Below are 23,904 nucleotides of genomic sequence, written 5' to 3'. Positions count from 1 at the left end.
GTCGCACACGACGCTGGCGCGGATGTGGGCAGGGGCGAGATTCTGCCGGAGGCCGGGGGGTGCTGGTGTATAGTGATCGGCCGATGGCCCAAGCAAGCTGGGAAGCGGTGGAACCGGCTTCGTGGCGCAAGATTCCGCGGGTCGGGGACATCATCGGCGGCAAGTACCGCGTGGAGCGGGTGCTCGGGCGCGGCGGCATGGGGCTCGTCGTCTCGGCGCACCACGTCTCGCTCCGCCATCGCGTCGCGCTGAAATTCCTGCTCCCCGAGGGGCACACCACGCCGAGCGCCGTCGAGCGCTTCCTCCGGGAGGCGCAGGCCGCGGCGGCGATCGCCAGCGAGCACATCGCGCGCGTCATCGATGTGGGGCAGACCGACGAGGAGCTGCCCTACTTCGTGATGGAGTACCTGAATGGCATCGATCTGGAGGCGCTCGTGGAGACACGAGGCCCGCTGCCGGTCGAGCAGGCGGTGAGCTACGTGATCGAGGCCTGCGAGGCGCTCGCCGAGGCGCACGCGCTCGGGATCGTCCACCGCGACCTCAAGCCGGGCAACCTCTTCCTGGCGAGCCGCGCCGACGGCTCGTCCCTGATCAAGGTGCTCGACTTCGGCATCTCGAAGGCGTCGGAGGCGGGCGTGCTCGGCTCGAACGCCAAGCTGACCACATCGTCCGTGGTGCTCGGCTCGCCCCGCTACATGTCGCCGGAGCACATCCGCAATACCCGGACCGTGGACGCCCGCAGCGACATCTGGGCGCTCGGCATGACGCTGTATCAGCTCCTGACAGGGCGGCTGCCGTTCGAGAACGAGGCCATCTCGGCGCTATTTGTAAGCATTGTTACAGATCCGCCTGTGCCGCCGCGCGTGCACCGGCCCGAGATCCCGGTCGAGCTCGAGTTCATCCTCCTGATGTGCCTGGAGAAGAACCCGGCGCGCCGCCCGCAGACGGTCGCCGAGCTTGTGTCGCTGCTCGAGCCGCTGGGGTCGGAGTCCGCGCGCCTGACGGCGGCGCGCATCCTGCGCAGGGCCATGGGGAACGAGACCGTGGACGCGCCGCCGGCGCCGGGCCGCCCGAGGGAGGTCGAGGAGGACGCCCAGACCTTGACCGGACCGCGCATCGCCGCGCTCGGAAGGGCGCAGGGGTGGGCGACGTCCACGCCGTCCACGCAGCCGTCCGCGGCAGCGACCGCGGCGTCCGTGCCGCCTGCGGCCAGCTCGTGGCCCGCGGGGGTGACGGCGGCGTCCGTGCCGCCTGCGGCCGGCTCGTGGCCCGCGGCGACCGCGGCCTCCATGCCGCCCCCGCAGGCCTCCGTGCCGCCCGCCTCCGCCCCTTGGCCCACGGCGACGCTCGCCTCCGTGCCGCCCCCGCAGGCCTTCGCTGGAGCCACGTCGGCCGCGAGGGCGTCGCGCCCGGACGAGCTGCCGGCGCCGGCGGCGACGCCGTCCGAGCCGCGCGAGAGCAGCCCCGCAGGAGACGCCCGCGGGCGCCGTGGCCGGCGGAGCGCGCTCGCGCCCGTGGCGGCGGCGCTCGTCGTGCTCCTCGGGGGTGCGGCGGCGCTCGCGTGGCTGGGACGCGGGGCGGCGCCGGTCGCGGGCGCGCCGCCTGCCGGCGAGGCGGCCTCGCGGGCCGCACCGGCGCAGGACGAGCCGGCGGCGGCGCTCGCGGACGAGACGCCCGGGGCTTCGCCCCTCGCGCCGTCCGTCCTCCTCACCCCCCCTGCGTCGGCCGCCGCCGCCGCGGCGAGCGGGTTCGCCGCGGCCGGCGCCGCGCTCGCGCCGTCGAGCTCGGCGAGGCCCGCGCGCCCGCGCGCCGTGCTCCCGCCGCCGGCGACCGGCGCCGAGCCGGCGGCCAGCGGCGACCGCACGACGAGGCCGGTGCGCCTGCGCGAGCACCGCTAACGGCATGCATCCAGCGCCCTCGAGCACGCGCGCTCGCCGGTGGAGGCGCGCTCGCCGGTGGAGCCTCGCCGCCCTGCCCCTCCTCGCGGGCGCGCTGCTGCTCCAGGCCCCCGCCGCCCGCGCCGACGGCGAGGGCCAGGCCGACGAGGCCGATCTCCACTTCGAGATGGGCCGCGACAGCTACAAGAAGGGGCAGTTCCCCGCGGCCCTCGAGCATTTCCTCGCGTCCAACCGGCTCGTGCCGAACCGCAACGTGGTCTTCAACATCGCGCTCACCTACGAGGAGCTGGGCCGCTTCGCCGACGCGCATCGGTACTACGACGACGCGCTCGAGGGCGAGACCGACGCGGAGATCGTCGCCGAGGTGCAGGCCGCGCTCGCGCGGATCGCGCCGCGCGTGGCCGTGCTGCAGATCGTCACGTCGCCGCCGGGGGCCACGATCTACGTCGATCGCAGGAACCTCGGCGCGCGCGGCACGGCGCCGCGCCGGCTCGCCCTGGCCGAGGGGCGCCACCGGATCCTCGTCGAGCTCGCCGGCCACGAGCCCCTGGCGGTGGAGGACATCGCGGTGAGGCTCGGGCAGACAAAGGACGTGCTCATCGTGCTCCGCCGCATCGTGGGCTCGGTCCGGGTGGACGTGCGCGGCGCGAGCGAGGCCACGGTGCACGTCGACAGCGAGGGCGCGCCGCCCGCCTGCACCGCGCCCTGCGAGCTCGACCTGCCGCCGGGCCGCCACGTGCTCTATTTCTCGCGCGCCGGCTACCAGGCGGCGCCGCAGCCGCTGACCGTCGCCGCGCATCAGACGATGTCGATCACGGCGGCGCTCAGCCCGCTCACGGGCTCGATCCTCGTGCGCGCCGGCGAGCCCGACGCCCTCGTCGAGATCGACGGCCGGCCGATGGGCTTCACGCCGTCCGTGATCCAGGGCGTCGCCGTGGGCCGGCGCCGGGTCCGCGTCAGCCTGCGGGGCTTCACGCCGATCGAGCGGACGATCGAGGTCTCGGCCGGCCAGCAGGCGGAGCTGCGCGACCTCGCGCTGGAGCCGCTCCGGGAGGTCTCGTCCGCCTCGCGCGTCCTCGAGCGCGTGGACGACGCGCCCGCCTCGATCAGCGTCATCGAGCAGCAGGAGCTGCGCGCCTTCGGGTACCCGACCATCGCGGAGGCGCTGCGCGGCACGCGCGGCGTCTACCTGTCGAACGACCACGTTGTCTACTCGGCCGGGATCCGCGGGCTCGGCGAGCCGCTCGACTACGGCAACCGGCTCCTCGTCCTCTCGGACGGGCACTCGACGAACGACAACATCCTGAACGCCTCGTTCGTGGGCTCGGACGCGCGGGACGACCTCCACGACGTGGATCACATCGAGGTCGTCCGCGGGCCGGGCTCGCTGCTCTACGGCACGGGCGCCCTCTCCGGCATCGTCAACCTCGTGCCGCGCGGCCGCGACGAGCCCACGGGCGCGCACGTGACGGCCGGCACCTACTACGACGGCGTGGGCCACGCGCGCGCGGGATTCCACTACAACGCCGGCAAGGACGCGGGCGTGCGGGCGAGCGTCACCGGGGCCCGCTCCGACGGGTTCGACGTCCCGGTGGCGCTGAGGGCGCCCGGCGCCGGGCCGCGCGTGCAGATCGCCGAGCGCGCCGAGATCTTCCGGGCCGGCGGCACCACCGGGCGCGCCTGGTACGGGCCGTTCACGGCGCAGTGGATGTACCACACGCGCGAGCAGCGGATCCCGACCGGCTACGTGGGCACGCGGCTCAACGATCTCGGAACGAGCTTCGAGGACGCGCACATGATGGCCGAGGTGCGCTTCGAGCCGCGGCCCGCGGCCGACCTGCAGTTCATGGCGCGCGTCCACGTGAACCGCTTCGTCTGGCACGGGGTCTACAGGTTCGACGAGGAGACGAACTTCGAGCAGCAGCACGGCACCTGGCTGGGCTCCGAGATCAGGGCGGCGTGGACGCCGCTCCCCGGGCTCCGGGTCACCGGAGGCGGCGAGATGCAGGGGCACCCCGAGGCGACGCTGCGCGGCGTCTTCGCGGACGGGCGCGTCAGCACGAAGCGCGAGCCGTTCGGCTTCGGCGCCGGGTACGTCATCGTCGACGGCTCGCCCGCGCCGTGGATACGCTTCTCGGCCGGCGCGCGCCTCGACGTCTACAGCACGTTCGATCCCATCGTCGTGCCGCGCGCCGCGGTCATCTTCCGCCCCGCGCCCGGCGGCGTGCTGAAGCTCATGGGCGGGAGCGCCTTCCGCACGCCGAGCGTCTCCGAGCAGTACTACGAGGACGGCAAGACGCAGGTGCCCGCCGTCGACCCCGAGAAAGGCCTCGTGCTGCGGCCGGAGTCCATCCATTCCGCCGAGATCGAGTACACGCAGCGCGTCGGTGACGCCTGGATCGCGCTCGGCGCCGTCCACGCGAGCAGGCTGTCGGAGGGGATCTCCATCGAGGAGAACGGCGGGCTGCTGCGCTACGCGAACAGCAAGCACGACGCGTTCGTCGTGGGGGGCGACGTCGAGCTCCGCCGCGAGTGGCGGCAAGGCTGGATGCTCGCGGCGATGTACGGCTACCAGCGCGCCCAGCGCGAGGGCGGAGAGCGGCTGATCAACGCCCCGGAGCACCTCGCGTCGTTCCGCGGCGTCGTCCCGGTGGTGGAGCGGCTCGCCGCCGCCGCGCTGCGGATCAACCTCGAGGCGCCGCGTCGGATCTCGCGCAGCGCGGGCGGCGCGACCGAGGCCGCCATCGTCGCGGATCTCACGGTGTCGGGGGAGCTCCAGCGCTTCCACACGCGCTATGTGATCGGCCTCTACAACGCGATGGGCACGCGGTACGACTACCCGGCCGCGGAGACCTACCTCTCGTCCACGAGCCGGCAGAACGGCAGGACGTTCCTCGCCGAGATCACCGTCAGCTATCCCTAAGTTCGGTGCGTCAGAGATCCAGCACGTGCATTCTCGCAGGCGTGGACGGAATTCCCGGTCGGCGACCTGACACGAAGGGCTCTCGTCGACGTCCCGTCGGGCATCAACAGGCCACCTTGCTCATTTCGCCAGAAGGAGGAGAACCCGATGATCATCGAGCTGACCTCGAGCTTCGAGGTGATCGACCCCCGCTTCCGTAAGCTCGCGCTCCCGCACGTGCACGTCGACAAGCTGTACACGGGCTGCCGCTGGGCGGAGGGGCCGGCGTGGTTCGCAGCGGGGCGCTACCTCGTCTGGTCGGACCTCCCGAACGACCGCATGCTGCGCTGGGACGAGACCGACGGCTCGGTCTCGGTGTTCCGCCAGCCCGCGATGAACACCAACGGCCACACGGTCGACCTGCAGGGCCGCCTCGTCTCCTGCGAGCACCGCGGCCGCTGCGTCTCGCGCACCGAGCACGACGGCTCACGCACGGTGCTCGCGTCGCACTTCGACGGCAAGCGGCTGAACTCGCCGAACGACGTGGTCGTGAAGTCCGACGGCAGCATCTGGTTCACCGACCCGAGCTACGGCATCGACAGCGACTACGAGGGCGACGCGTCGCCGAGCGAGCAGGGCGCGCAGCGCGTCTACCGCGTCGACCCGGTCTCCTTTGCGCTGACGGTCGTCGCGAACGACTTCGTGCAGCCCAACGGCCTCGCCTTCTCGCCGGACGAGTCGCTGCTGTACATCGCCGACACCGGCGCGACGCACGTGACGGACGGCCCGCACCACGTGCGCAAGTTCCGCGTCGACGCGAATGGCACGCTCACCGGCGGCGAGGTGTTCGCGACCTGCCCGGTGGGCGTGTACGACGGCTTCCGCGTCGACGTGTACGGCAACCTGTGGCTGTCGGCCGGCGACGGCGTGCACTGCCACGCGAGCGACGGCGCGCTGCTCGGCAAGGTGCTGATCCCCGAGACGGTGGCCAACGTCTGCTTCGGCGGCGCCAAGCGCAACCGCCTGTTCATCTGCGGCACGACCTCGCTGTACGCGGTCTACCTGAACACCCGCGGCGCCGGGTAGTGGTCGCATTTGCCCAGAGAGAGTTCACATGAAGGAGGGAAGGCGGGAAGATCATTGAGCTTTTCTTCCCGCCTTCATGTTCAAATCCGACCATCACCCGGCGCCGGGCGCTCGCTGGCGGGTCATCGTCCCTCCTGATGTTGTCGGCCGTAGACCAGCAGCATGGCGATGATCACGGCGCCGTAGATGATCTGGCGGCCGGCCTCGGGCATCTGCAGCACGCTGAGCATGCTCTGGAGCAGCACGATCAGGATCGTGCCGAGGACGGTGCCGAGGTACGTCCCGCGTCCGCCCATGATGTTGGTTCCGCCGATCACCACCGCGGCGATGGCCGGCATGAGGTAGTCGTTGCCCATGGACTGGTAGGCCTTGTGCGAAAAGCCCGCCAGCAGCATGCCGGTGATGGCGGAGCACACGCCGCACATCACGAAGGCGCCGATCAGCACAAGGTGCGTCCTGACGCCCGAAAGATAGACGGCCTGCTCCTGGTTGCCCACGGCATAGATGTAGCGGCCGAGCGCGGTCTTCTTCAGCACGAAGGTGCCGAGGCCGCCGACCAAGATCCAGACGAACAGCGAGTTCGGGATGGAGAGCGTCTTGCCCACGGCCAGGACCTCCATCCACTCTGGCGCCTCGCTGCGCGGAGCGAAGCCGCCGGTGTAGACCACCATCAGCCCCTGAAGCACGGTGTTCGTGCCCAGCGTGAAGATCATCGAGGGCACGCGAAGGTAGGCGACGCCGAGCCCGTTCACCAGACCCGCGGCGGCGCCGACGGCCAGGCCGCAGGGCAACGCGGCCCAGCCGCCGAGCCCTGCGGCCAGCATGGCGCTCGAGGTGAGTACCCACGGCAGCGAGAGATCGATGTGACCGAGCAGGATCACGATCATCATGCCCGTGGCGGCCACGCCCAGGAAGGCGGCGATCTGCAGCTGTTGCAGGAGGTAGTACGGGCTCAGGAAGCTCAGCGTGCCCTGGGTGACCAGCGTGCCGATCGAGCCGATCACGAGGACGACGCCGATCGACAGCAGCGTGTACCAGGTCGGCTTGTCGATCTCGCCGAGACGGCTCTTGAGGGAGGGGAGCTGTTGCATCGGGCTCACCTGAAGACGTGCAGCCGGTTCTTGACGCGGACGACCCAGAGCGCGCCGAGGGAGACGGCCGCGAGCAGGATGAGGCCCTCGAACAGCGGCTGGTAGAGGGGGTTGGCGAGGAAGCCCAACGCCGAGCCCTCGTTGAGGACGCGGAAGTTGAAGGCGACGGAGCGGAGCACCAGCGCGCCGAAGAGCGATCCTATGGCGCCGCCGATGCCTCCGTACAGCGAGGAGCCCCCGATCACGACGCAGGCGATGGAGTTCAGCGTGTAGGCGCCGGCTTGTGGGATGTCGGCGTTGCCCGACGTCGTCTGCAGCGCGAGGTAGAGGCCGCCGACGCTGGCGAAGAACCCCGACAGCGTGTACGCGGCCAGCTTGACGCGCTTGATGCGGACGCCCGACATGTACGCCGCCTCCTGCGACGCGCCGACGGCGTAAGCGCCGAGGCCGTAGCGGGTGCGGCGGTAGTAGGTCCAGAGCAGCGCGAGCAGCGCCATCCAGATCGCGGGCGACGGGATCTCGCCGACGAAGCTCAGCGCGCCGTCGAGGGGGGCGGCGCCCGCGGCCTGCAGCAGCTCGTTGAGATCGAAGGTCGCCGCGAACGCCAGATCGCCATCGACCTGGCCGCCGGGCGTCGGTCTCAGGAACAGCGCGATGCCGATGAAGATCGTGCCCGAGGCCAGGGTGGCGATGATCGGTTGCAGGCGGCCGTACACGACGAGGCAGCCGTTGAGCAGGCCCGCCGCCATGCCCACGGCCAGGCACAGCAGGATGCCCAGGAAATTCTCGAGCGCGCCGCCGGCAAGGACGTGCGAGGCCACGCAGTTGACGAGCGTGATCATCGCCCCCACGGACAGATCCAGGCCGCCGGTCAGCACGGGGATCGTCTGGGCCATGGCCGCAGCCACAAGCACGAACGACTCGTTGGCGTTCTGCCCCACCAGGGATGCGCTGAAGCCCTTGGGATGGGACAGCGAGTAGAGCCCGTAGAAGAAGATGCACAGACCGACGGCCACGAGCAGGCCCTGGTTCTGGCGTACGCGGAGCTTCCAGTCCTTCATCGTGCCTCTGATTGCGCGCGCTCGGGCCCGCCGCGCAGACCGAGGGCCAGGTCCAGGATGTTCTTTTCGGTGATGTCGGCCCCCACGAGCTCGCCCTGCACGCGGTTCTGGTAAAGGACGAGCACGCGGTCACAGCAGCCGATCAGCTCGTCGTAGTCCGTGGTGTAGAAGAGGATGGACGTGCCGGCGTCCGCCAGCTCGCGGAGCAGCTGGTAGATCTCCTGCTTCGTGCCGACGTCGATGCCGCGGGTGGGGTCGTTGAGCATCAGCAGCCGCGGCTCCGTCATCAGCCACTTGGCCAGCACGACCTTCTGCTGGTTGCCCCCGGACAACGACGACACCGGGTCGTTGAGCGAGCCGATCTTGATCTGGATGCGGCGCACCATCTCGTCGACGCGCGCGGCCTCGCGCTGGCGGTCGAGCACCACGCCGTTCGTGAACTTGTCGAGCGAGGCCAGCGACATGTTCGCGGCGATGGCCATCGGCAGCATCAGGCCTTCGGTCTTTCGGTCTTCGGGCACGAGGGCGATGCCGTGCGCACGGTCCTTGGCCTGGCGCGGGCTCGTCAGCTTGACCGGCTTGCCGTCGATCTTGATCTCGCCGCGCAGATCCTTGAGCACGCCGAACAAGCCGAGCAACAGCTCGCGCTGACCCTGGCCGTCGAGCCCGCCGATGCCGAGGATCTCGCCCTTGCCGAGCTTGAACGACACGTCATCGAGCTGCCGCTCCCAGCTCAGCCCGCTCACCTCGAGGAGCGTCGCCGGGAAGCTGCGCGCCGCCGGCTTCGGCGGGAAGACGTGACCCATGTCACGGCCGATCATGAGCTCCACGATCTGGTCGTCGCTGTGGTGGCCCTTGGCGAAGGTCTCGATGTGCCGACCGTTGCGGAAGACCGACATCACGTCCGCGAGCTCCTTGATCTCGTGCATGCGGTGCGAGATGTAGAGCATGCCGACGCCCTGAGCCTTGAGCTCGGCCAGGAGCGCGTAGACCTTCTTGACGTCGCTGCTGGTCAGCGCGGAGGTGGCCTCGTCCAGGATGAGCAGCCGCGGGTTCTTGCCGAGCGCCTTCGCGATCTCGACCATCTGGCGGCGCGAGAGCGGCAGGTCGCTCACCCAGGCGTCCGGGTTCACGCCCTCGCAGCCGACGCGCGCCAAGAGCTCCTCGGCCCTGCGGACCTGCGCCTTGCGATCGAAGAGCCCCAGGCGGTTTACCGGCATGGTGATACCGATGTTCTCGGCCACGGTCAGCGTCGGCATCAGGGACAGCTCCTGAAAGACGCAGACGATGCCGGCGGCGTTCGCCTCGATCGGGTGGTCGAACCGGACCGGCTCGCCATGGAGCAAGAGCTCCCCGGCGCTCGGCTCGACCACGCCGCCGATGATCTTGATCAGGGTGCTCTTGCCCGCGCCGTTCTCGCCGAGGATCGCGTGCACCTTCCCCGCCTCGCAGGCGAAGTCGACGCCGCTCAGGGCCGTGACTCCGCCGTAGTGCTTGGAGACGGCCCGGAGCTGGAGAAGCGGAGGGCTCACCGGTTCGGTCATCATGCTGGGGCGCCCGCGGCGCGCTACTTCACGTCGGATTCCGACTCGTTCATGATCTTCATGCCCGAGATGTTGACCCCGCAGGGCGGGAACTCGTTGGGCGTGAAGAAGTTGTCGGAGAGCTCGGAGAAGAAGCTCTCACCGTCCTTCAGCGTTGTGTGATCGGCGGCGGGGATCGGCACGGAGATCATCTGCGGCAGCACCTTGCCTTGCAGGCCCTCGAGCGCCGCCTTCATCGCGATGGCCGCGAGCCCCGGCGACTGGCCGAGCGACAGGCCCTTCATGCCCTGTTCGTGGTGCTTCGCGATCAGCTTGCGCACGCCGTTCTCGGCCTCCGTGGCGACCGGGATCGGCTTGTGGCCGGCGTCGAGCAGCGCGCGGACGGCGCCCGTCGAGCCGCCCTGCGCGAAGAGCGCGTCGAACTGGCGGTGCACGGCCAGCGCGTCGGCCACCGCCTTCTGCGCCTTGCCGTCGTCCCAGCTGCCGACCACCTCCACGATGGTGTAGCTCTTCCCCGGCGCTTCCATGACCTCGCGGAAGCCGACGTGGCGGTCGCGATCGACGGAGTTGCCCTGCAGGCCGCGGACCTCGAGCACCTTGCCCTTCCCACCGAGCTGCTTGTCGAGGAACTCGCCCCACTGGCGCCCCATCGCCAGCTGGTCCTCGTTGACCTGCATCACCTTGTCCGTGTCGAGCACGTTGTCGAACGGAACCAGGATGACGTCCTTCTTGTCAGCGAGACGGATCACGCGATCGAAGCCGTCGGGGCTGACGGCGAGCGTGACGATGCCGTCGAAGCCCTGGTTGATGAAGTCCTCGATCGCGCCGAGCTGGGCCGCGACGTCGGTGCCGGTCGACACCACCTTGAACTCCTTGAGCAGCGGCGCGATGGCCGGGTCCTTGGCGAAGGCCTTGGCCGTCTTGACCATCTGGATGCGCCAGGCGTTACCGACGTAGCCGTTGACGAGCGCGAGGCGGAACGGCGGCTTTCGCGCCGTCCACTGCAAATACTTGGTGTCCTGCTTCCACGGCGCGAAGCACTCGGGGTTATAGCCGGGCCCTGGCACGACCTTGGGCCCTTGCCCGCTCGGCGCCTGCGCGGCCGCGGCGCTGGCGGAGCCTCCTGCGGCCGGAGCGCTGTCGGGCTTGTCTTTGCAAGCAGACAGACCAGACAGACCCAAGAGCGCGAGCGCGCAGCTCAACACCGCCGCTGCGCGCCGCGCCGATCCACGTGACTTCAACTGGCCAATCGACATCGTGCCGCTACCTTTCGAGCAAAGAGACGTGGTCGGATAGAGACCTCTACGGCCCATCAGACGTCGTCACGTTCTCGCCCTCACGAGCTACGAGGGCAATGTCTGCGTGCCGCCGTATTGCTCACGGCAAAAGCACTGGGGTACAAACGATCCGCGTTTGGCGAGCGACGGTGTCGCGCGTCATTCCCGGGGCACCACGCGGATTTCGCGAGCGCCCTCAAAATTCAATGATCCGATCGGCGACGCTCGTGGGGCCTGCCACGAGAGATCTTCTGGTTTCGGGGCTTAGGAAATCCAAACGCGATCCGGAAGTCAAGTTCCTCGTTGTGACCGTTCACATCGTACAGCCTCGCTGCACGCGCTGGCTGAATGATGGAACTTCGCGCGATCCGCCTTCCTGGAAAAATAACGCCACATCAGAAGCCTATGTGCCAGAGGAGCTCCGCTCAGCGGCGATGGCGCGACCGAGGAGCCCGATGATGCGCTCCGCATCATAGACGCAACCACCCCAGCTGCCGCCGCTGGCATCCTGAAGCGCAGCCCACAACCGCGTATCCGGGTTCACTCGGCCGTCCGGTTGAAGGGCTGGATTGGGCGAACGGGCGGCAAGACCGCCGTCCTCCACGCCCACGACGTCCACCGTCCCCTCCAGCCTGCGCGTGTCGATCCGCAGCCTGATGCGGTCGCCGTCGCGCACGCGGCCGATGGGCCCCCCCGCCCACGCCTCCGGGCTGACGTGGCCGATGCACGCCCCGGTGGAGACGCCGGAAAAACGACCGTCCGTGACCAGGGGGATACGGTGCCCGTCCTTCACGTGCTTGAGGGCGGAGGTGATCTGGTAGGTCTCCGGCATTCCGATACCGGGACCGATGCCGATCAACACCATCACGTCACCCGGCTGCACCGCGCCCGTCTTGATCGCCTCGATCGCCGCGTGCTCGCTGCCGAACACGCGCGCAGGTCCTTCGTGCAGATAGACGCCGTCCGGTCCGATCCCCTGGGGAGCAATCGCGGTGCTCTTCACGAGCGCTCCCTCGGGCGCGAGGTTGCCGCGCAAAAAGGTCACCGTGCTGGTGAGCCCGCGCTCGCGTGCCGTCCCGGCGGACATGATCACGTCGTCCGGGTCGATGCCGTCCAGCTGCCGCAGTTTGTCGCGCAGGCGCCGGCGCCGCTCGCTGTGTTCCCACCACTCGAGGTTCTCGCCCAACGTGAGGCCGCTCACGGTACGCGCGCCGAGCCGCAGCAGGCCAAGCGCGCGCAGATGGAGCATGACCTCCGGGACGCCTCCCGCGAGGAAGACCTGCACCGTGGCATAGTGTCGGGGCCCGTTGGGCAGCACGTCCACCAGGCGCGGAACGAGGGCGTTGACGCGCGCCCAGTCGTCCACCGTGGGGCGTCGGAGTCCGGCCGCATGGGCGATGGCCGGCACATGGAGCACCAGATTCGTCGACCCGCCGACGGCGGCATGCAGCACCATGGCGTTGTGGATGGAATCGTCGGTGACGATGTCCCGCGTGGTCACGCCACGTCGCTCGAGGGCCATGAGCGCGTGCGCCGAACGGCGGGCGAGGTCGCGCCATATCTCGGCGCCCGAAGGGCTGAGCGCGCCGTGCGGGAGGGCGAGGCCGAGCGCCTCCGCCACCACCTGGCTCGTCGCGGCCGTCCCCATGAACTGGCAGCCGCCGCCGGGGGAACCGCAGGCGCGGCAGCCCATCTCGGCGGCGTGGTCGAGGCTCACCTCCCCGCGCGCATAGCGCGCCGCGAGGGTCTGGACCTTGGCGGTGTCCTCCGCCTCCTCGGCGAGGAGCGTGACGCCTCCCGGCACGAGCACCGCGGGGAGGTCGAGCGTGCCGGCGAGCGCCATCAACATGGCCGGCAAGCCCTTGTCGCAGGTGGCGACGCCGAGCACGCCTCGGCGGGTGGGCAGCGAGCGGATCAGCCTTCTGAATACAATGGCGGCGTCATTGCGGTAAGCGAGGCTGTCGAGCATGCCGACGGTGCCATTGGTCCGCCCGTCGCACGGATCGCTGACATAGCCGGCGAACGGAATGGCTCCGCTGGCCGTGAACGTGCGGGCGGCCTCCTCCATGAGCAGCCCCACCTCCCAATGCCCCGTGTGGTACCCAAGCGCGATCGGCGTGCCGTCGGGCGCGCGGATCCCCCCCTGCGTGCTGAGCACGAGGAACTGCTTCCCGCTCAGGCGCGCAGGATCCCACCCCATCCCGGCATTCTGGGTCCAGCCGAACAGCTCGCCGCTGGACATGGCGCGTAGCTGCTCGGCCCCGAGCGGGAGGCGCCCCGACGGTCCGGGCGCGGTGGTGCGCAGGGTGTAGATCGCCTCGCTGCCGGACTCGAACACCGGGTCGTGGTTCATGCGCGGGGCGCGATGGGGTCACGGGTGGCGCGGCCATCGACGAGCCGTGATATCCCGAGCGGATTCTCGTCGCGCAGCTCCAACGGGAGCAGCGCGGGCGGACACGACTGGTAGCAGACGGGACCTGCGAAGCGCAGGATGGCCGCGGCTCCAACCGAGGTGAAGCGCGCGTCACTGCTCGCTGGATACGGCCCGCCGTGGTGCATGGCGTGCGACACCTCCACGCCCGTCGGGTAGCCATTGAAGACAAGGCGGCCCGCGACCCGGCTGAGGACATCGACAAGGTCCTGGGCGGCGGCGAGATCGTCGGCGGTCCCGTGAAGCGTGGCGGTGAGCTGGCCATCGAGCGCGCCGAGGAGCTGAAGTAGCTCTCCGCGGCTCGAAGCGGTGACGAGCAGCGTGTACGGTCCGAAGATCTCGTGCGCGAGGTGCGGCTGCCGCGCGAAGTCGGCGGCGGAGACGCGAGCGACGCGCGCGCCGGTGTCGGTCAGCCACGCCACCCCTTGCAGCTCCCGCACGGAGCGGTCGAACGACGCCTGGATACCGGCGTGCAGCATCACACCGGGGGTGACGGCGCGGGCTCGGCTGGAGACCGACTGCGCAAACGCATCCCATTCAGGGGAGGCCAACCCCAGGACAAGGCCCGGCTTGGTGCAGAACTGGCCGACGCCGAGCGTGCACGAGCCGACCAGCGCCTCGGCGATCGCGTCGCGGCGCTCGCGCAGCGCGCCGGGCAGCACGACCAGCGGGTTGATGCTGCTCATCTCGGCAAAGACGGGGATGGGCCGCGGGCGGGCGGCGGCGGCGTCATAGAGGGCGCGACCGGCGCGGGTGGACCCGGTGAAGGCCACCGCCTGGATGGCCTCGTGGCGCACAAGCGCGAGCGAGACCTCGGGCGAGGCACCGTGCACCATGCCGAAGACGCCGGCAGGCAGGTTCGCCTTCTGAACGGCGGAGCGCAGGGCCGAGGCCACGAGGTCGGAGGTGCCGGGATGCGCCGGGTGGGCCTTGACCACGACCGGGTTGCCTGCGGCGAGGGCGGAGGCGGTGTCGCCGCCGGCAACGGAGAACGCGAGGGGGAAATTGCTCGCGCCGAAGACGGCGACCGGGCCGATCGGCCGCAGCATGCGGCGCACGTCGGGGCGCGGGAGCGGCTTGCGATCCGGCAGCGCGGGATCGATCCGGGCATCGACCCAGGAGCCCTCGCGCACGACGGCGGCGAAGAGGCGCAGCTGGCCGGTGGTGCGGCCGCGTTCGCCTTCGAGGCGGGCGACGGGCAGCCCGGTTTCCCTGTGTGCGGTCTGGATCAGGACCTCGCCGAGCGCCATGATCTCGTCGGCGGCGGTCTCCAGGAACCGGGCGCGCATCTCCGGCGCGAGGCCGGCGAAGGCCCGCTCCGCCGCGGCGGCGGCGCGGGCGGCGGCGTCGATCTCGGCGGCGGTGGCGTCGCGGTAGGCGCCGAGTTTTTCCCCGGTGGCGGCGTTGTGGGCGAAGAATTCCATGGGGTCAGCGGGAAGCGAAGCTCACGAGCGTGCCAGCCGGATCGATCGAACGCAGCATTTCATTCTTCTCCTGGGGCGTGAACGTACTCGGGGGCCTACGCGGAAACGAGGAGGAACGCATCGAGCCGCGTGCTCTTCGCAAGATGCGCCTCGTCAACCTTGAGATATCGGATTCGCCAGCGTTCCGACGCCGCGGATCGTGATCTCCACGAGGTCGCCAGGCTCCAGGGTGAACGAGTCTGGCGGCACGATGCCGGTCCCGGTCATCAGGACGACGCCCGCGGGGAAGCTCAGCTCGCGCATGAGGTAGGCGACGAGCTCCTCGGGCGAGCGCCGCATCCTCGCGGTCGAGGTCTCCCCCGTGAACACCGCCTCCCCCCTGCGCCGGATCGCGAGCTCGATGGGGAGCGCGCGCAGATCCAGCCCGGGCTCGTCCGCGAGCGCGATGACGGGGCCGAGCGCGCAGCAGCCGTCGTAGACCTTCGCCTGCGGCAGGTAGAGGGGGTTGTCGCCCTCGATGGACCGCGACGAGACGTCGTTGCCGGCCGTGTAGCCGACGATGCGGCCCGCCGCGGACACGACGAGCGAGAGCTCCGGCTCGGGCACGTTCCAGCTCGAGTCGCGCCGGACGCGCACCGGTGCGCCCGGGCCGGCGACCAGGCGGGGCATCGCCTTGAAGAACAGCTCCGGGCGCTCGGCGTCGTACACGCGGTCATAGAAGTCGCCGCCGCCGGCGCTCTCTTCTTTGCGCGCGTTGCGCGAGCGCTCGTAGGTGACGCCCGCCGCCCAGACCTCCTGCACGTCGATCGGGGCGAGCAGCGGGACGTCGGGCGGGAGGGGGTGGGCTGTGGCGCGCGCGTCGCGCACAGCGCCGAGGGGATCGGGCAAGGCGAGCCACGAGGCGACGGACGCGAACGCCTCCGGGGACGCCGCCGTGAGATCGTGACGCGCTCCCCGCTCGTCCTCGAGCCCGAGGCGCGGCCCGCCGCCACCTGCAAACCGAAACACTTTCATGTCACCGCATGATCCACCTCTTACACGATCTGTAAAGCCACTTTTTCGCTCTCGCCGCTGCGCCTCTCGTGCGCGCCGACCCAGACCGCGCCCGGCGGATCGCCGGTCTCGAGGTCGATCTCTCTCCTTGACCCGGCGGGCCGGAACGGCCTCGAGTCGAGGAGCGTCACCCGGCGGTACCCGAGCGCCCCCAGCTCGCGCGCGGCGACGGCGAGCTCGAGGCCGGCGGTGTCGTCGGCGCCCGGGTCGGCCGACGAGGGGATGTAGACCACCGCGCCGGAGCCGGCGGCCTCGATGTCCCGCAGGGCGCCGAACAGGTCGGCGTCGCCGAGGAGGTCCGAGACGAGCGCCGCGCGGTGGGTGTACACGATGGCGCGGGCGTCGGCGGGCGCCGGCGCGCCGTGCGTCAGGAGGAGCAGCTGCCGCTCGCGACGCAGCCTGTACGTGTGCGCCCGCCACTCGCCGCTCAGGCCCGCGGGCCGGAACGGGGTGGTCCGGACGCGCGTGGCGACGTCCTCGCGCTGCACCCTGTGGCGGATGACGTCCCCGATGGCGACGAACGGCACCCCGTGGCGCGCCGCGAAGCGCGAGAGGTCCCGGCGGCGCGCCATCGTCCCGTCATCATTCATGATTTCGCAGATGACGGCGGCCGGGGTCGCCCCGGCGAGCCGCGCCAGGTCGACCGCGCCCTCGGTGTGCCCTTCGCGCTCGAGCACCCCGTCGCGGCGCGCCCGGAGCGGGAAGACGTGCCCCGGCGACACGACGTCGCGCGGCGCCGCGCCCCGGGCGATGGCGGCCGCGACGGTGCGCGCCCGGTCGCGGGCGCTGATGCCGGTCGTGACGCCCTCGCGCGCCTCGATGCTCACCGTGAACGCCGTCGTCCGGCGGGAGCCGGCCCGGGTCGCCATGAGCGGCAGCCCGAGGCGGTCCACCTGCTCTTCCGTGAGCGCGAGGCAGATCAGCCCCCGGCCGTGGGTCGCCATGAAATTGATGGCGGCCGGCGTCGCGTGCTCCGCCAGGACGACGAGATCTCCCTCGTCCTCGCGCGCCTCGTCGTCGACGAGGATCACCATGCCGCCGGACCGGAGCTGCTCGACGGCAGCCTGCACACGCACCGCTGATGACGAAACTGCCATGCACCCTATCCCTTGCCTCTTTGCGCCTGAGCGTTGAATCCTGCTTTCCCGCTGCGAGAGGCCGTCGAGGCTCGAGGGAGCGCGCGATGGCTCCTCGCGACGGCGGCTCGACGCGTGCGCCGGGGCGCTGCGCTGGGGCGGGCCGCAGCGCGCGGGCCGCGCGCCGTCACCCCTTCGGCTTGCCGTTCGCGTCCCACTCCACCCAGAAGCGCTCGTGGCCGAGGTCCTTCAGCGCGCGGTTGAGGAAGCGCCGATCGGTCCAGGACTCGACGTCGAAGGTGCTCCTGATCAGGCCGAATTTCTTCGAATCGGCGACCGCCGACTTGTACCGGGCGATGGCGTACTCGTCGAGCAGCGGGCTGGCGTTCTGCTTCATGTCCTCGCCCTGCTGCGCTTCCTTGAAGTTCGAGAAGGGCGTGCCCGACTTCGACCACAGCTGGAAGGCCTGCGTGCGGTTCTTCTCGTCCGAGACCCACGCCGCGGACCTCACCGCGGTGGTGATGATGCGCTGCACGATGCCGGGGTGCTCGTTGATGAAGTCCTCCCGCGCGACGACGCCTGAATTGCTCGGGTAGGTCGGAGAATCGCCCTTCGTCGAGTAGACGATCTTGGCGATCCCCTGATCGCGCAGGGAGAGGAAGCTCGTGCCGCCGAACACCGCGTCGACGTCCTTCGTGGCCAGCGCCGCCGTCGCCGTCGCCGTGTCCATGCTGATGGAGCGGATGTCCTTCTCGGTCAGGCCGTGGCCCTCGAGGACGCGGTTCGCTGAGAGCTGGGTGGCCGTGCCCTTCTGGTAGGCCACCTTCTTGCCGCGCAGATCACGGACCCCGTTGATCTGCGAGTCCGCGGGCACCACCAGATAGGCGTGGCCGCGCCGGCTGGCGCTGGCCAGGAGCCGCGTCTTGAGGCCGCTGGCCCGGCCGACCACCGAGGGCAGGTGACCGTGAGTCCAGATGTCGAGCAGGTTGTTCGCCACCGCCTCGTTCACGGCCGGACCGGCGCCGCGGAAGAAGCTCCACTTGACCTCGATGCCGTCCTTCTTGAACTCCTCGGCCAGGGTCCCCTGGAGGTGCAAGAGGCTGAAATAGCTGCCCCCGGTGACGGGGCGATTGCCCACGCCGACGCCCGGCACGCCAACACGGATCACACTGGGCCCAGCGGCCTGGGCGCTGCCTGCCAGGAGCGCTCCGGAAACCGCCGCCGCAGCGCCTCCCAAGAACTGACGTCTATCCATGGTGCGGCCATGTGCACCGGACATGCCACCCGCTGGAGCCCCTGAAATCAGCGGTCCGGCGCGTCGTGCTGCTTCCAGGGGAGCACTCGATCCGCAACGATGCTGGCGGGGGGACACCGTGTAGGCCAGGCGGGGCGCCGCGCGCGGCGGAGCGTGCCCCAGCGCGGCTCGCCCCGGGCCGGGCGCGCGCGGCCGGGGCGGCTCGGAGTCAGCCGCCGAGCCCTCCCGGCCGCGCGCTCGCGAAGATCGCGACGTTCCTCGGCGTCACCTCGGGGTCGAAGACGATCGCCGCCTCGACCTCGTGACCCTGCTCGCCGAGCGCCATCGCGCGGTCGAGCGCGACGGCGACCTCCGTGAGGCGGGCCAGGAGAGAGCGCGGCAGCGTGAGCCGGCGCATCCGGCCGAACGCCGCGCGCGCCGCGCGCTCGCGCTCGCGGAGCTCGACCTCGGTCGCCGGCGAGAGGCCCCGCAGCTCGAGCGCCCGCGCCGCGAGCTCGCGCAGGCCGCCGTGCGCGCGACGCCGGTTGATCCCGCGCATCTCCTCGCCCAGGGCGACGTCGAGCCCGCGGCCGCGGAGCAGCGAGAGCAGCGCGTGCCGCCGCTCGCGCGCCGCGAGCTCCTCGTCCAGGCTGGCCTCGACCCCCGCGCGGCGCGCCGTGAGGTTGGTGAGGCCCAGCGCCTCGCGCCGGAGGACGAGCCCCGCGGCCCTTGCCGCCGCCGAGAGGGGGGCGCGGGCCGGGGCGCCGATCTTCTGCAAGCAGCACGAGACGAGCGCGAGATCGCAGCGCGCCGCCGCCGCCGCCGTCACCATGCGATCCCCGAGCTCCCCGCAGGCGTGCAGGCCGACCGGCAGGTCGTCCGGCGCGAACGCGAGCGCCTGCTGGAAGGCGTCGAACGCCACGAAGCGCGCCCGGCCCCCGGCGGCCAGCGCGGAGGCCGTCGCGACGCGGTCGGGCTCGCGCTCGAGGCCGATCGCGTCGCGATCGAAGCGCGCGGCGGCCAGGCGGGTGAAGTGCCCGTGCCCCGCGCCCACGTCGACGAGGCGGCGGGCGCGGACGGCCATGGGAGCCACGGCGCCGAGCAGGGCCTCGAGCTGGAGCCGCTTGCGCGCCGGCACCGCCCGGAGCTCGTCCAGCGACGCCGGCGGGAGCGGCTGAACCGGCCGCCGCGGCAGCCTCGCGGCCTCGTCCGCGGCGCCCGCCAGGGCCCTGAGGCTCGCCGGCGCGCCGTCGAGGCCGTCGATGCACGCCGCGAGCCCGTCGGCCTCACAGCGGGCGAGCTCGCCGTCCGTGAGCGAGAGGAGGAAGCCCGTCCAGCCCCGCGCCTCGCACCAGGCCGGCGGCGCGCCCTCGTCGACGCGCGCCTCGACGATATCGAGCGCCGGCGCCAGCACCTCGAGGGCGCGCGCGAGGCGCTGGGCGACGGGGAGAGGCGTGTTCGACGGGAGCATGCGGGGAACCGGAGCAGGGCGAGGACTACCGGATCCGCGCGGCGCCAGGAAGGCGCCTCGATCGCGCGGGTGCCGCTGGGCCGGCGGGGGACTAGCTGGCCCCCCCGCGCGAGCGACGTGGCGCGCGGTCCGGGGGGGGACGGTCAGGACGTTACGACAGCGTCTCGCCCCCGAAATACCGCCGAAACAGGCGCCGGGCGACCATGACGGCCTCCCCGCGGCGGCGCTCGCCGAGGGGGGCGGTGTTCCCCTCCCCAGGAGGCCTTCCACGTGGCGACCTCTGCCGATCTCGCCATCAAGGATCTCGGCCCCTGCCGGTACCCCTCGCCCGTCGCCGAGAAGCTCGGCGAGAAGGCCACGGTGTACGTCGCTGAGGCCGACAAGGTGCTGTTCGACGATCGCCTGTCCGCCGTCCTGGCGGGCGCCTCCGGCCCGCGGCCGCCGGCGTTCGAGCTGGCCGGGCCGCGCAACCGCGTCTTCTGGGAGCCGAGGGAGATGCGCGCCGGCATCGTGACGTGCGGCGGGCTGTGCCCCGGCGTGAACAACGTCATCCGCGGGCTCGTGCTCACGATGGCGCACAGCTACGGCGTGCAGGAGATCTTCGGCTTCCGCTACGGCTACGAGGGGCTCGCGGCCCGCTTCGGGCACGCCCCGATGCGCCTGGAACCGCGCAATGTCGAGGAGATCCACCGCATGGGCGGCACCGTCCGCGGCACCTCGCGCGGCAACCAGGACCCGCACCAGATGGTCGACACGCTCGCGCCCCTCGGCATCAACGTGCTCTTCGTCGTCGGCGGGGACGGCACCCTCCGCGGCGCCATATCGCGCGGCTCGCGTCGACCGCGTCGATGGGAGCAGCGGCGTCGAGGCACGCCCGTCCGGGAGCCCTGCCCGACTGCGCGGCAATGGTCCCCTGCCCCACGGACCCCAGGACGACCGCCTCCCGTGCCATCATGGCCGGCATGAAGCCCCTGTCGCTCTCGCCGTCCCTCATGCTCGTCGGTCTCGCCGGTCTCGCCGCCGGCTGTCACAAGGAAGCCCCGGCGCAGGCCCCGCCGGCGGTCGACGCAATGCCTCGGACGCAGGACCCCGCCGCGACCGGCGCCGCACCGGGCGACGGCAGCGGCGCGTCGGCCGACGGCAGCGGCGCGGCGACCGAGCCGCGATGCGAGGCGGACGCCGACTGTGTGGCGTCCTGCGCGCGGGCCGGGCAGTGCTGCGACCAGCTGTGCCCGCCGTGCGACCAGGCGTTCCACCGCGACGCGCTCGCGGCGCTCCAGCAGTGGCGCGCCGCGAGCTGCGCCGCCGAGAGCTGCCCGGTCGCCAAGTGCATGGCGCCGAAGGAGGACTCGGTCGCCCGCTGCAAGGCGGGGCAGTGCGTCGTCGAGCGCGTCCCGCACGTCGAACAGTGACCTGCCGTTGCGCGGCCGGCCGGTGAACGGCGCCGCCGAGCAACCCCCCCCCACGGTGCGTTTCGCCACAGGCCGCACCTGCGCCACATCGATCGAGCCCAACGCCGCCAGGCGGCCCTTCTCCGGCGTCCTTCGCGCCGAGGCCGCCGGTCCTGGCCCTGTGTTTGCACTGCGCAGAGCCGGGAACATCGCGATCCCGGCGACGGACGACCCTCCACCCCACGGCGCTCGCCGTGAAGAACAGCGGCTCAGCTCTCGCCGAGATCGCCGCGGGAGGTCCCTTGGGCATCGAGATCCAGCAAGATCACTTCAGGACCGTCGATTACGGGCTGTTCAAAGCGCGCCTCCAGCAGCACCTCACCGCGCTGGAGATGGTGCTCAGCCGGCCGGGGTTCGGCCTGGGCCATCTACCGCGCGAGGAGGCGCTCCGGCGCATGCTCGAGCGGTACATGGCCGAGGTCGACTCCGGCAACCCCGTGCACGCCTGGGCGATCCCGGGCGCCGGCGCGACATGAGGTCGCCATGACCTGGGACGCCACACGATCGCTCGCCGAGCAGATCGACGCTCGGCTGGCCGCGCCCGATGCGATGGACGCGGCGCGGTTCGCGTCGTTCCTCGACGGCCAGTGGAGGCTCGGGCTGGTGCACGGCGCGCGCGCGCTGTGCCGCCACCTGCGGCCCTACCTCATCGCGGCGCAGGACTACGCCGCGGTCGCGCGCGCCGCCGAGCGGATCGCCGCCGCGCTCGAGCGCGTCGCGCGGCGCGCGCTCGAGGACGCCGCGCTCGCCGAGGAGCTGGGGCTCTCCGCGGACGAGCGCGCCCTCGCCGCCCTCGATCCCGGCGAGGGGCCGTTCCTCACGGTCGGGCGGCTCGACATGCTGGTCACCGAGGGCGGCTTTTCCTTCATCGAGTACAACGCCGACTCCCCCGCTGGCATCACCGACCAGCTCCTCGTCGAGCAGACGCTGATGGCGCTCCCCCACCTGGCGCCGCTCCGGGGCGGGCCAGGCGTGCGCACGCCGGCGCCGCACCGGGTGCTCCTGCGCGCCCTGCGCGAGGGGTACGCTGCGTGGGGCGGGCGCGAGGCGAGGCCGACGATAGCCATCGTCGACCGGGCCGCTGTCGACACCTCGGCCGAGTTCAAGGTGCTCTCCGGGCTGTTCTCGGCCGAGGGGCACCGGACGCTGATCCTCGATCCGGGCCAGCTCGAGATCGACGGCGACCGCCTCTCCGCCGGCGGAGTCGAGCTCGTCCTCGGCGAGCAGGAGAGCTTCGTGCTGAAGCCGAACGACGAGTACGGCGGCAAAGGCGTGCTGCTCGGGTGGCAGACGCCTTCGGACGCGTGGAGGAAGGCTGTCCGCGGCGCCGCGGATCAGCGCACGATCGTGCAGGAGCGCAGCCGCGCGCGCACGGCGCGCATGCCGACGCTCCGAGGCGGCGGCCTCGTGGAGGAGGAGGTCTACTTCGACCTTTGCCCCTTCGTGTTCGCCGGTCGCATGGAGGGCGCCATGGTGCGGCTGTCGGCCTCGGCGGTGAGCAACGTCTCTGCGGGCGGCGGCGTCACAGGGCTCTTGATCGTCGACGATGCGCGCACGCCACGGGAGGATATGCGCCATGTGTGCTGTCCTGCATCCTCCGCCAGGCCCCGTTCGGCGAGGCCACGCTCGTGGACGCCGACCTCAAGGTGAATTTCAACGACATCCAGGGCCTCGGCCCCGACGCGCGCATGGCGGTCGTGGCCACCGAGCCGCTCACGCGCGACGAGCTCTGGCGCAAGGCGACGCCCGGCACCCTCTGGGTGTTCCGCGCCGGCGAGCTCCTGGCGTCGTTCCCCAGGCCTCCGGCCCCGAGGCCCCCGTGTCGAGCGAGCTCCCGGGGGGCGCCGGGCAGGCGCCTCACGGCTGAGCTGCACGGCTGAGGCGGCTTCCATCCGCGGCGCCGGACGGCGGATCGCGGTCAGCCGCGCGGGCGCGCGAACAGGTCCCGGAAGAAATCGCTCAGCGTGTGTTCCTTGTAATCGCGGAACTCGCCGGCATCGAAGTAGACGCCGCCGCAGACGCTGCAGCTCTCGTACCAGATGTGCGGCTGCTGCGGGTCGACCATGCGCACCATCGGCGTCGAGCAGCGGGCGCACGGCACCCGCCGGATCTGGTTGTTCTTCCGCCCCACCGCGGGGTCGCCGGTGTCGATCTGCTGCGAGCCCTCCATGGCCTTGAGCGACTCCTTCTCACGGCTGTCGAACCAGATCCCGCCGCACGCGGTACACCGGTCGACATCGACCCCGCCGAAGGTGATGACATCCATCGAGGCCGTGCATTTCGGGCAGTTCACGTCGCGCTCTCCAGTGCGGCGGGCGCCGCGGTCCGGCTCGATGCTATCAGACGGGTCGGAGCGCGTGAAGAGCCGGCGTCACGCGGAGCAGTCCGGCGCGAGCCGCAGCGCCTGGACGAGCGACCTCGCGCCGCGGGCGTCATTTCGAGCCCAGCTTCTTCTTCACGATCTGCTGCAATCGCTCGAAGTAGGGGCCGTCGCGCCGGACGGCGATGCCGAACAGCGCTGTCCCGAGCTTCTTCTGCGAGTAGCGACATAACGGGACATCTCCGGGTGGGCCCCCAGGTCATCGATCATCTTCACGTAATGAGGATGTGGCATGTAGATGAGATCGGGCTTGTAGGCCTCGAAGAGCCTGTCCGCGGAGAACGGCTCGAGCGCGAAGCGCCGGTCGTTGAGGCCGGCCAGGTCGACGATCGTCTTCTCGAGGTTCATCGCGCCGAGCATCCCGACCTCGGTCGTGGCCATGACGAGATCGTCGGGGAGCGTCGAGACGCGATCGATCGCGAACCAGTATTTCTGCGGTCCCGAGGTGCTGCCGTGCTTGACGAGGTTGAAGTGCCCGAGCCGGTTCGCCGCGACGGCGCCCGCGAGGTCCTTGCCTGCCGTGGC

20 protein-coding genes (1 of these 20 cut by a window edge) are annotated in these 23,904 nt (G+C 71.4%); 8 read left to right on the top strand and 12 right to left on the bottom strand.

The window, feature by feature from the left end; all coding sequences use genetic code 11:
* Positions 1-83 precede the first annotated feature (83 nt).
* From WMF17_RS11360 to WMF17_RS11350, 3 genes are all read left to right on the top strand, one after another.
* Complete coding sequence (locus WMF17_RS11360) at positions 84-1,898, top strand: protein kinase domain-containing protein (protein ID WP_437649373.1); 1,815 nt, start codon at positions 84-86, stop codon at positions 1,896-1,898.
* Between the two features lie 4 nt (positions 1,899-1,902).
* Complete coding sequence (locus WMF17_RS11355; protein ID WP_437649371.1) at positions 1,903-4,821, top strand: TonB-dependent receptor domain-containing protein; 2,919 nt, start codon at positions 1,903-1,905, stop codon at positions 4,819-4,821.
* Positions 4,822-4,968: 147 nt separating this feature from the next.
* On the top strand, positions 4,969-5,886 hold the full coding sequence (locus WMF17_RS11350; protein ID WP_437649369.1) for an SMP-30/gluconolactonase/LRE family protein: 918 nt from the start codon (positions 4,969-4,971) through the stop codon (positions 5,884-5,886).
* Between the two features lie 122 nt (positions 5,887-6,008).
* Here WMF17_RS11350 and WMF17_RS11345 read toward each other — a convergent pair whose 3' ends face one another.
* The 10 genes from WMF17_RS11345 to WMF17_RS11300 form a co-directional block, all read right to left on the bottom strand.
* Positions 6,009-6,977: an ABC transporter permease gene (locus WMF17_RS11345; protein WP_437649367.1), complete on the bottom strand. Its 969-nt coding sequence runs from the start codon at positions 6,975-6,977 to the stop codon at positions 6,009-6,011.
* A 5-nt stretch (positions 6,978-6,982) separates the two neighbouring features.
* Positions 6,983-8,038 (bottom strand): ABC transporter permease, encoded by a 1,056-nt coding sequence (locus WMF17_RS11340; RefSeq protein ID WP_437649365.1) that lies wholly within the window; start codon positions 8,036-8,038, stop codon positions 6,983-6,985.
* On the bottom strand, positions 8,035-9,582 hold the full coding sequence (locus tag WMF17_RS11335) for a sugar ABC transporter ATP-binding protein (RefSeq protein ID WP_437651326.1): 1,548 nt from the start codon (positions 9,580-9,582) through the stop codon (positions 8,035-8,037). Before WMF17_RS11335 ends, WMF17_RS11340 begins: the two co-directional genes overlap by 4 nt.
* Before the next feature lie 23 nt (positions 9,583-9,605).
* Positions 9,606-10,838, bottom strand: coding sequence for a sugar ABC transporter substrate-binding protein (locus WMF17_RS11330; RefSeq protein WP_437649363.1), 1,233 nt, complete (start codon positions 10,836-10,838; stop codon positions 9,606-9,608).
* Positions 10,839-11,262: 424 nt separating this feature from the next.
* Positions 11,263-13,212, bottom strand: coding sequence for a YjhG/YagF family D-xylonate dehydratase (locus WMF17_RS11325; protein WP_437649362.1), 1,950 nt, complete (start codon positions 13,210-13,212; stop codon positions 11,263-11,265).
* The gene (locus tag WMF17_RS11320; protein ID WP_437649361.1) at positions 13,209-14,714 is read right to left on the bottom strand and encodes an aldehyde dehydrogenase (NADP(+)); all 1,506 of its coding nucleotides are present in this window, start codon (positions 14,712-14,714) and stop codon (positions 13,209-13,211) included. The genes WMF17_RS11325 and WMF17_RS11320 overlap by 4 nt, the downstream gene beginning before the upstream one ends.
* A 153-nt stretch (positions 14,715-14,867) precedes the next feature.
* Complete coding sequence (locus WMF17_RS11315; protein WP_437602050.1) at positions 14,868-15,728, bottom strand: fumarylacetoacetate hydrolase family protein; 861 nt, start codon at positions 15,726-15,728, stop codon at positions 14,868-14,870.
* Positions 15,729-15,748: 20 nt separating this feature from the next.
* Positions 15,749-16,864 carry a 3,4-dihydroxy-2-butanone-4-phosphate synthase gene (gene ribB / locus WMF17_RS11310; RefSeq protein WP_437649359.1) on the bottom strand — a complete coding sequence of 372 codons (1,116 nt, stop codon included), beginning with the start codon at positions 16,862-16,864 and terminating at the stop codon, positions 15,749-15,751.
* 166 nt (positions 16,865-17,030) lie between these two features.
* Positions 17,031-18,011: an ABC transporter substrate-binding protein gene (locus WMF17_RS11305; RefSeq protein WP_437602048.1), complete on the bottom strand. Its 981-nt coding sequence runs from the start codon at positions 18,009-18,011 to the stop codon at positions 17,031-17,033.
* Positions 18,012-18,306: 295 nt separating this feature from the next.
* Positions 18,307-19,548: a methyltransferase gene (locus WMF17_RS11300; protein ID WP_437649357.1), complete on the bottom strand. Its 1,242-nt coding sequence runs from the start codon at positions 19,546-19,548 to the stop codon at positions 18,307-18,309.
* A 270-nt stretch (positions 19,549-19,818) separates the two neighbouring features.
* Here WMF17_RS11300 and WMF17_RS11295 point away from each other — a divergent pair, with 270 nt between their 5' ends.
* From WMF17_RS11295 to WMF17_RS11275, 5 genes are all read left to right on the top strand, one after another.
* On the top strand, positions 19,819-20,514 hold the full coding sequence (locus tag WMF17_RS11295; protein ID WP_437649356.1) for a 6-phosphofructokinase: 696 nt from the start codon (positions 19,819-19,821) through the stop codon (positions 20,512-20,514).
* The gene (locus tag WMF17_RS11290; protein ID WP_437602046.1) at positions 20,511-20,960 is read left to right on the top strand and encodes a hypothetical protein; all 450 of its coding nucleotides are present in this window, start codon (positions 20,511-20,513) and stop codon (positions 20,958-20,960) included. The genes WMF17_RS11295 and WMF17_RS11290 overlap by 4 nt, the downstream gene beginning before the upstream one ends.
* A gap of 281 nt (positions 20,961-21,241) precedes the next feature.
* Positions 21,242-21,475 carry a hypothetical protein gene (locus tag WMF17_RS11285; RefSeq protein WP_437602045.1) on the top strand — a complete coding sequence of 78 codons (234 nt, stop codon included), beginning with the start codon at positions 21,242-21,244 and terminating at the stop codon, positions 21,473-21,475.
* A 7-nt stretch (positions 21,476-21,482) separates the two neighbouring features.
* The gene (locus WMF17_RS11280) at positions 21,483-22,649 is read left to right on the top strand and encodes a hypothetical protein (protein WP_437649354.1); all 1,167 of its coding nucleotides are present in this window, start codon (positions 21,483-21,485) and stop codon (positions 22,647-22,649) included.
* Positions 22,628-22,879, top strand: coding sequence for a class II glutamine amidotransferase (locus tag WMF17_RS11275; protein WP_437649352.1), 252 nt, complete (start codon positions 22,628-22,630; stop codon positions 22,877-22,879). The genes WMF17_RS11280 and WMF17_RS11275 overlap by 22 nt, the downstream gene beginning before the upstream one ends.
* Before the next feature lie 38 nt (positions 22,880-22,917).
* Here the strand turns inward: WMF17_RS11275 and WMF17_RS11270 are convergent, their stop codons facing one another.
* The gene (locus WMF17_RS11270; RefSeq protein WP_437602040.1) at positions 22,918-23,292 is read right to left on the bottom strand and encodes a zf-TFIIB domain-containing protein; all 375 of its coding nucleotides are present in this window, start codon (positions 23,290-23,292) and stop codon (positions 22,918-22,920) included.
* Positions 23,293-23,454: 162 nt separating this feature from the next.
* Positions 23,455-23,904 carry the 3' portion of a hypothetical protein gene (locus WMF17_RS11265; RefSeq protein ID WP_437649350.1) on the bottom strand. 276 nt of this gene lie beyond the right edge of the window, so the window shows 450 of its 726 coding nt (coding positions 277-726); its start codon lies off the right edge, out of view; its stop codon occupies positions 23,455-23,457.

This window comes from Sorangium sp. So ce362, from assembly GCF_051519845.1.
Taxonomy (GTDB): domain Bacteria; phylum Myxococcota_A; class Polyangia; order Polyangiales; family Polyangiaceae; genus Sorangium.
This window is presented reverse-complemented; position numbering and strand designations above follow the sequence as displayed.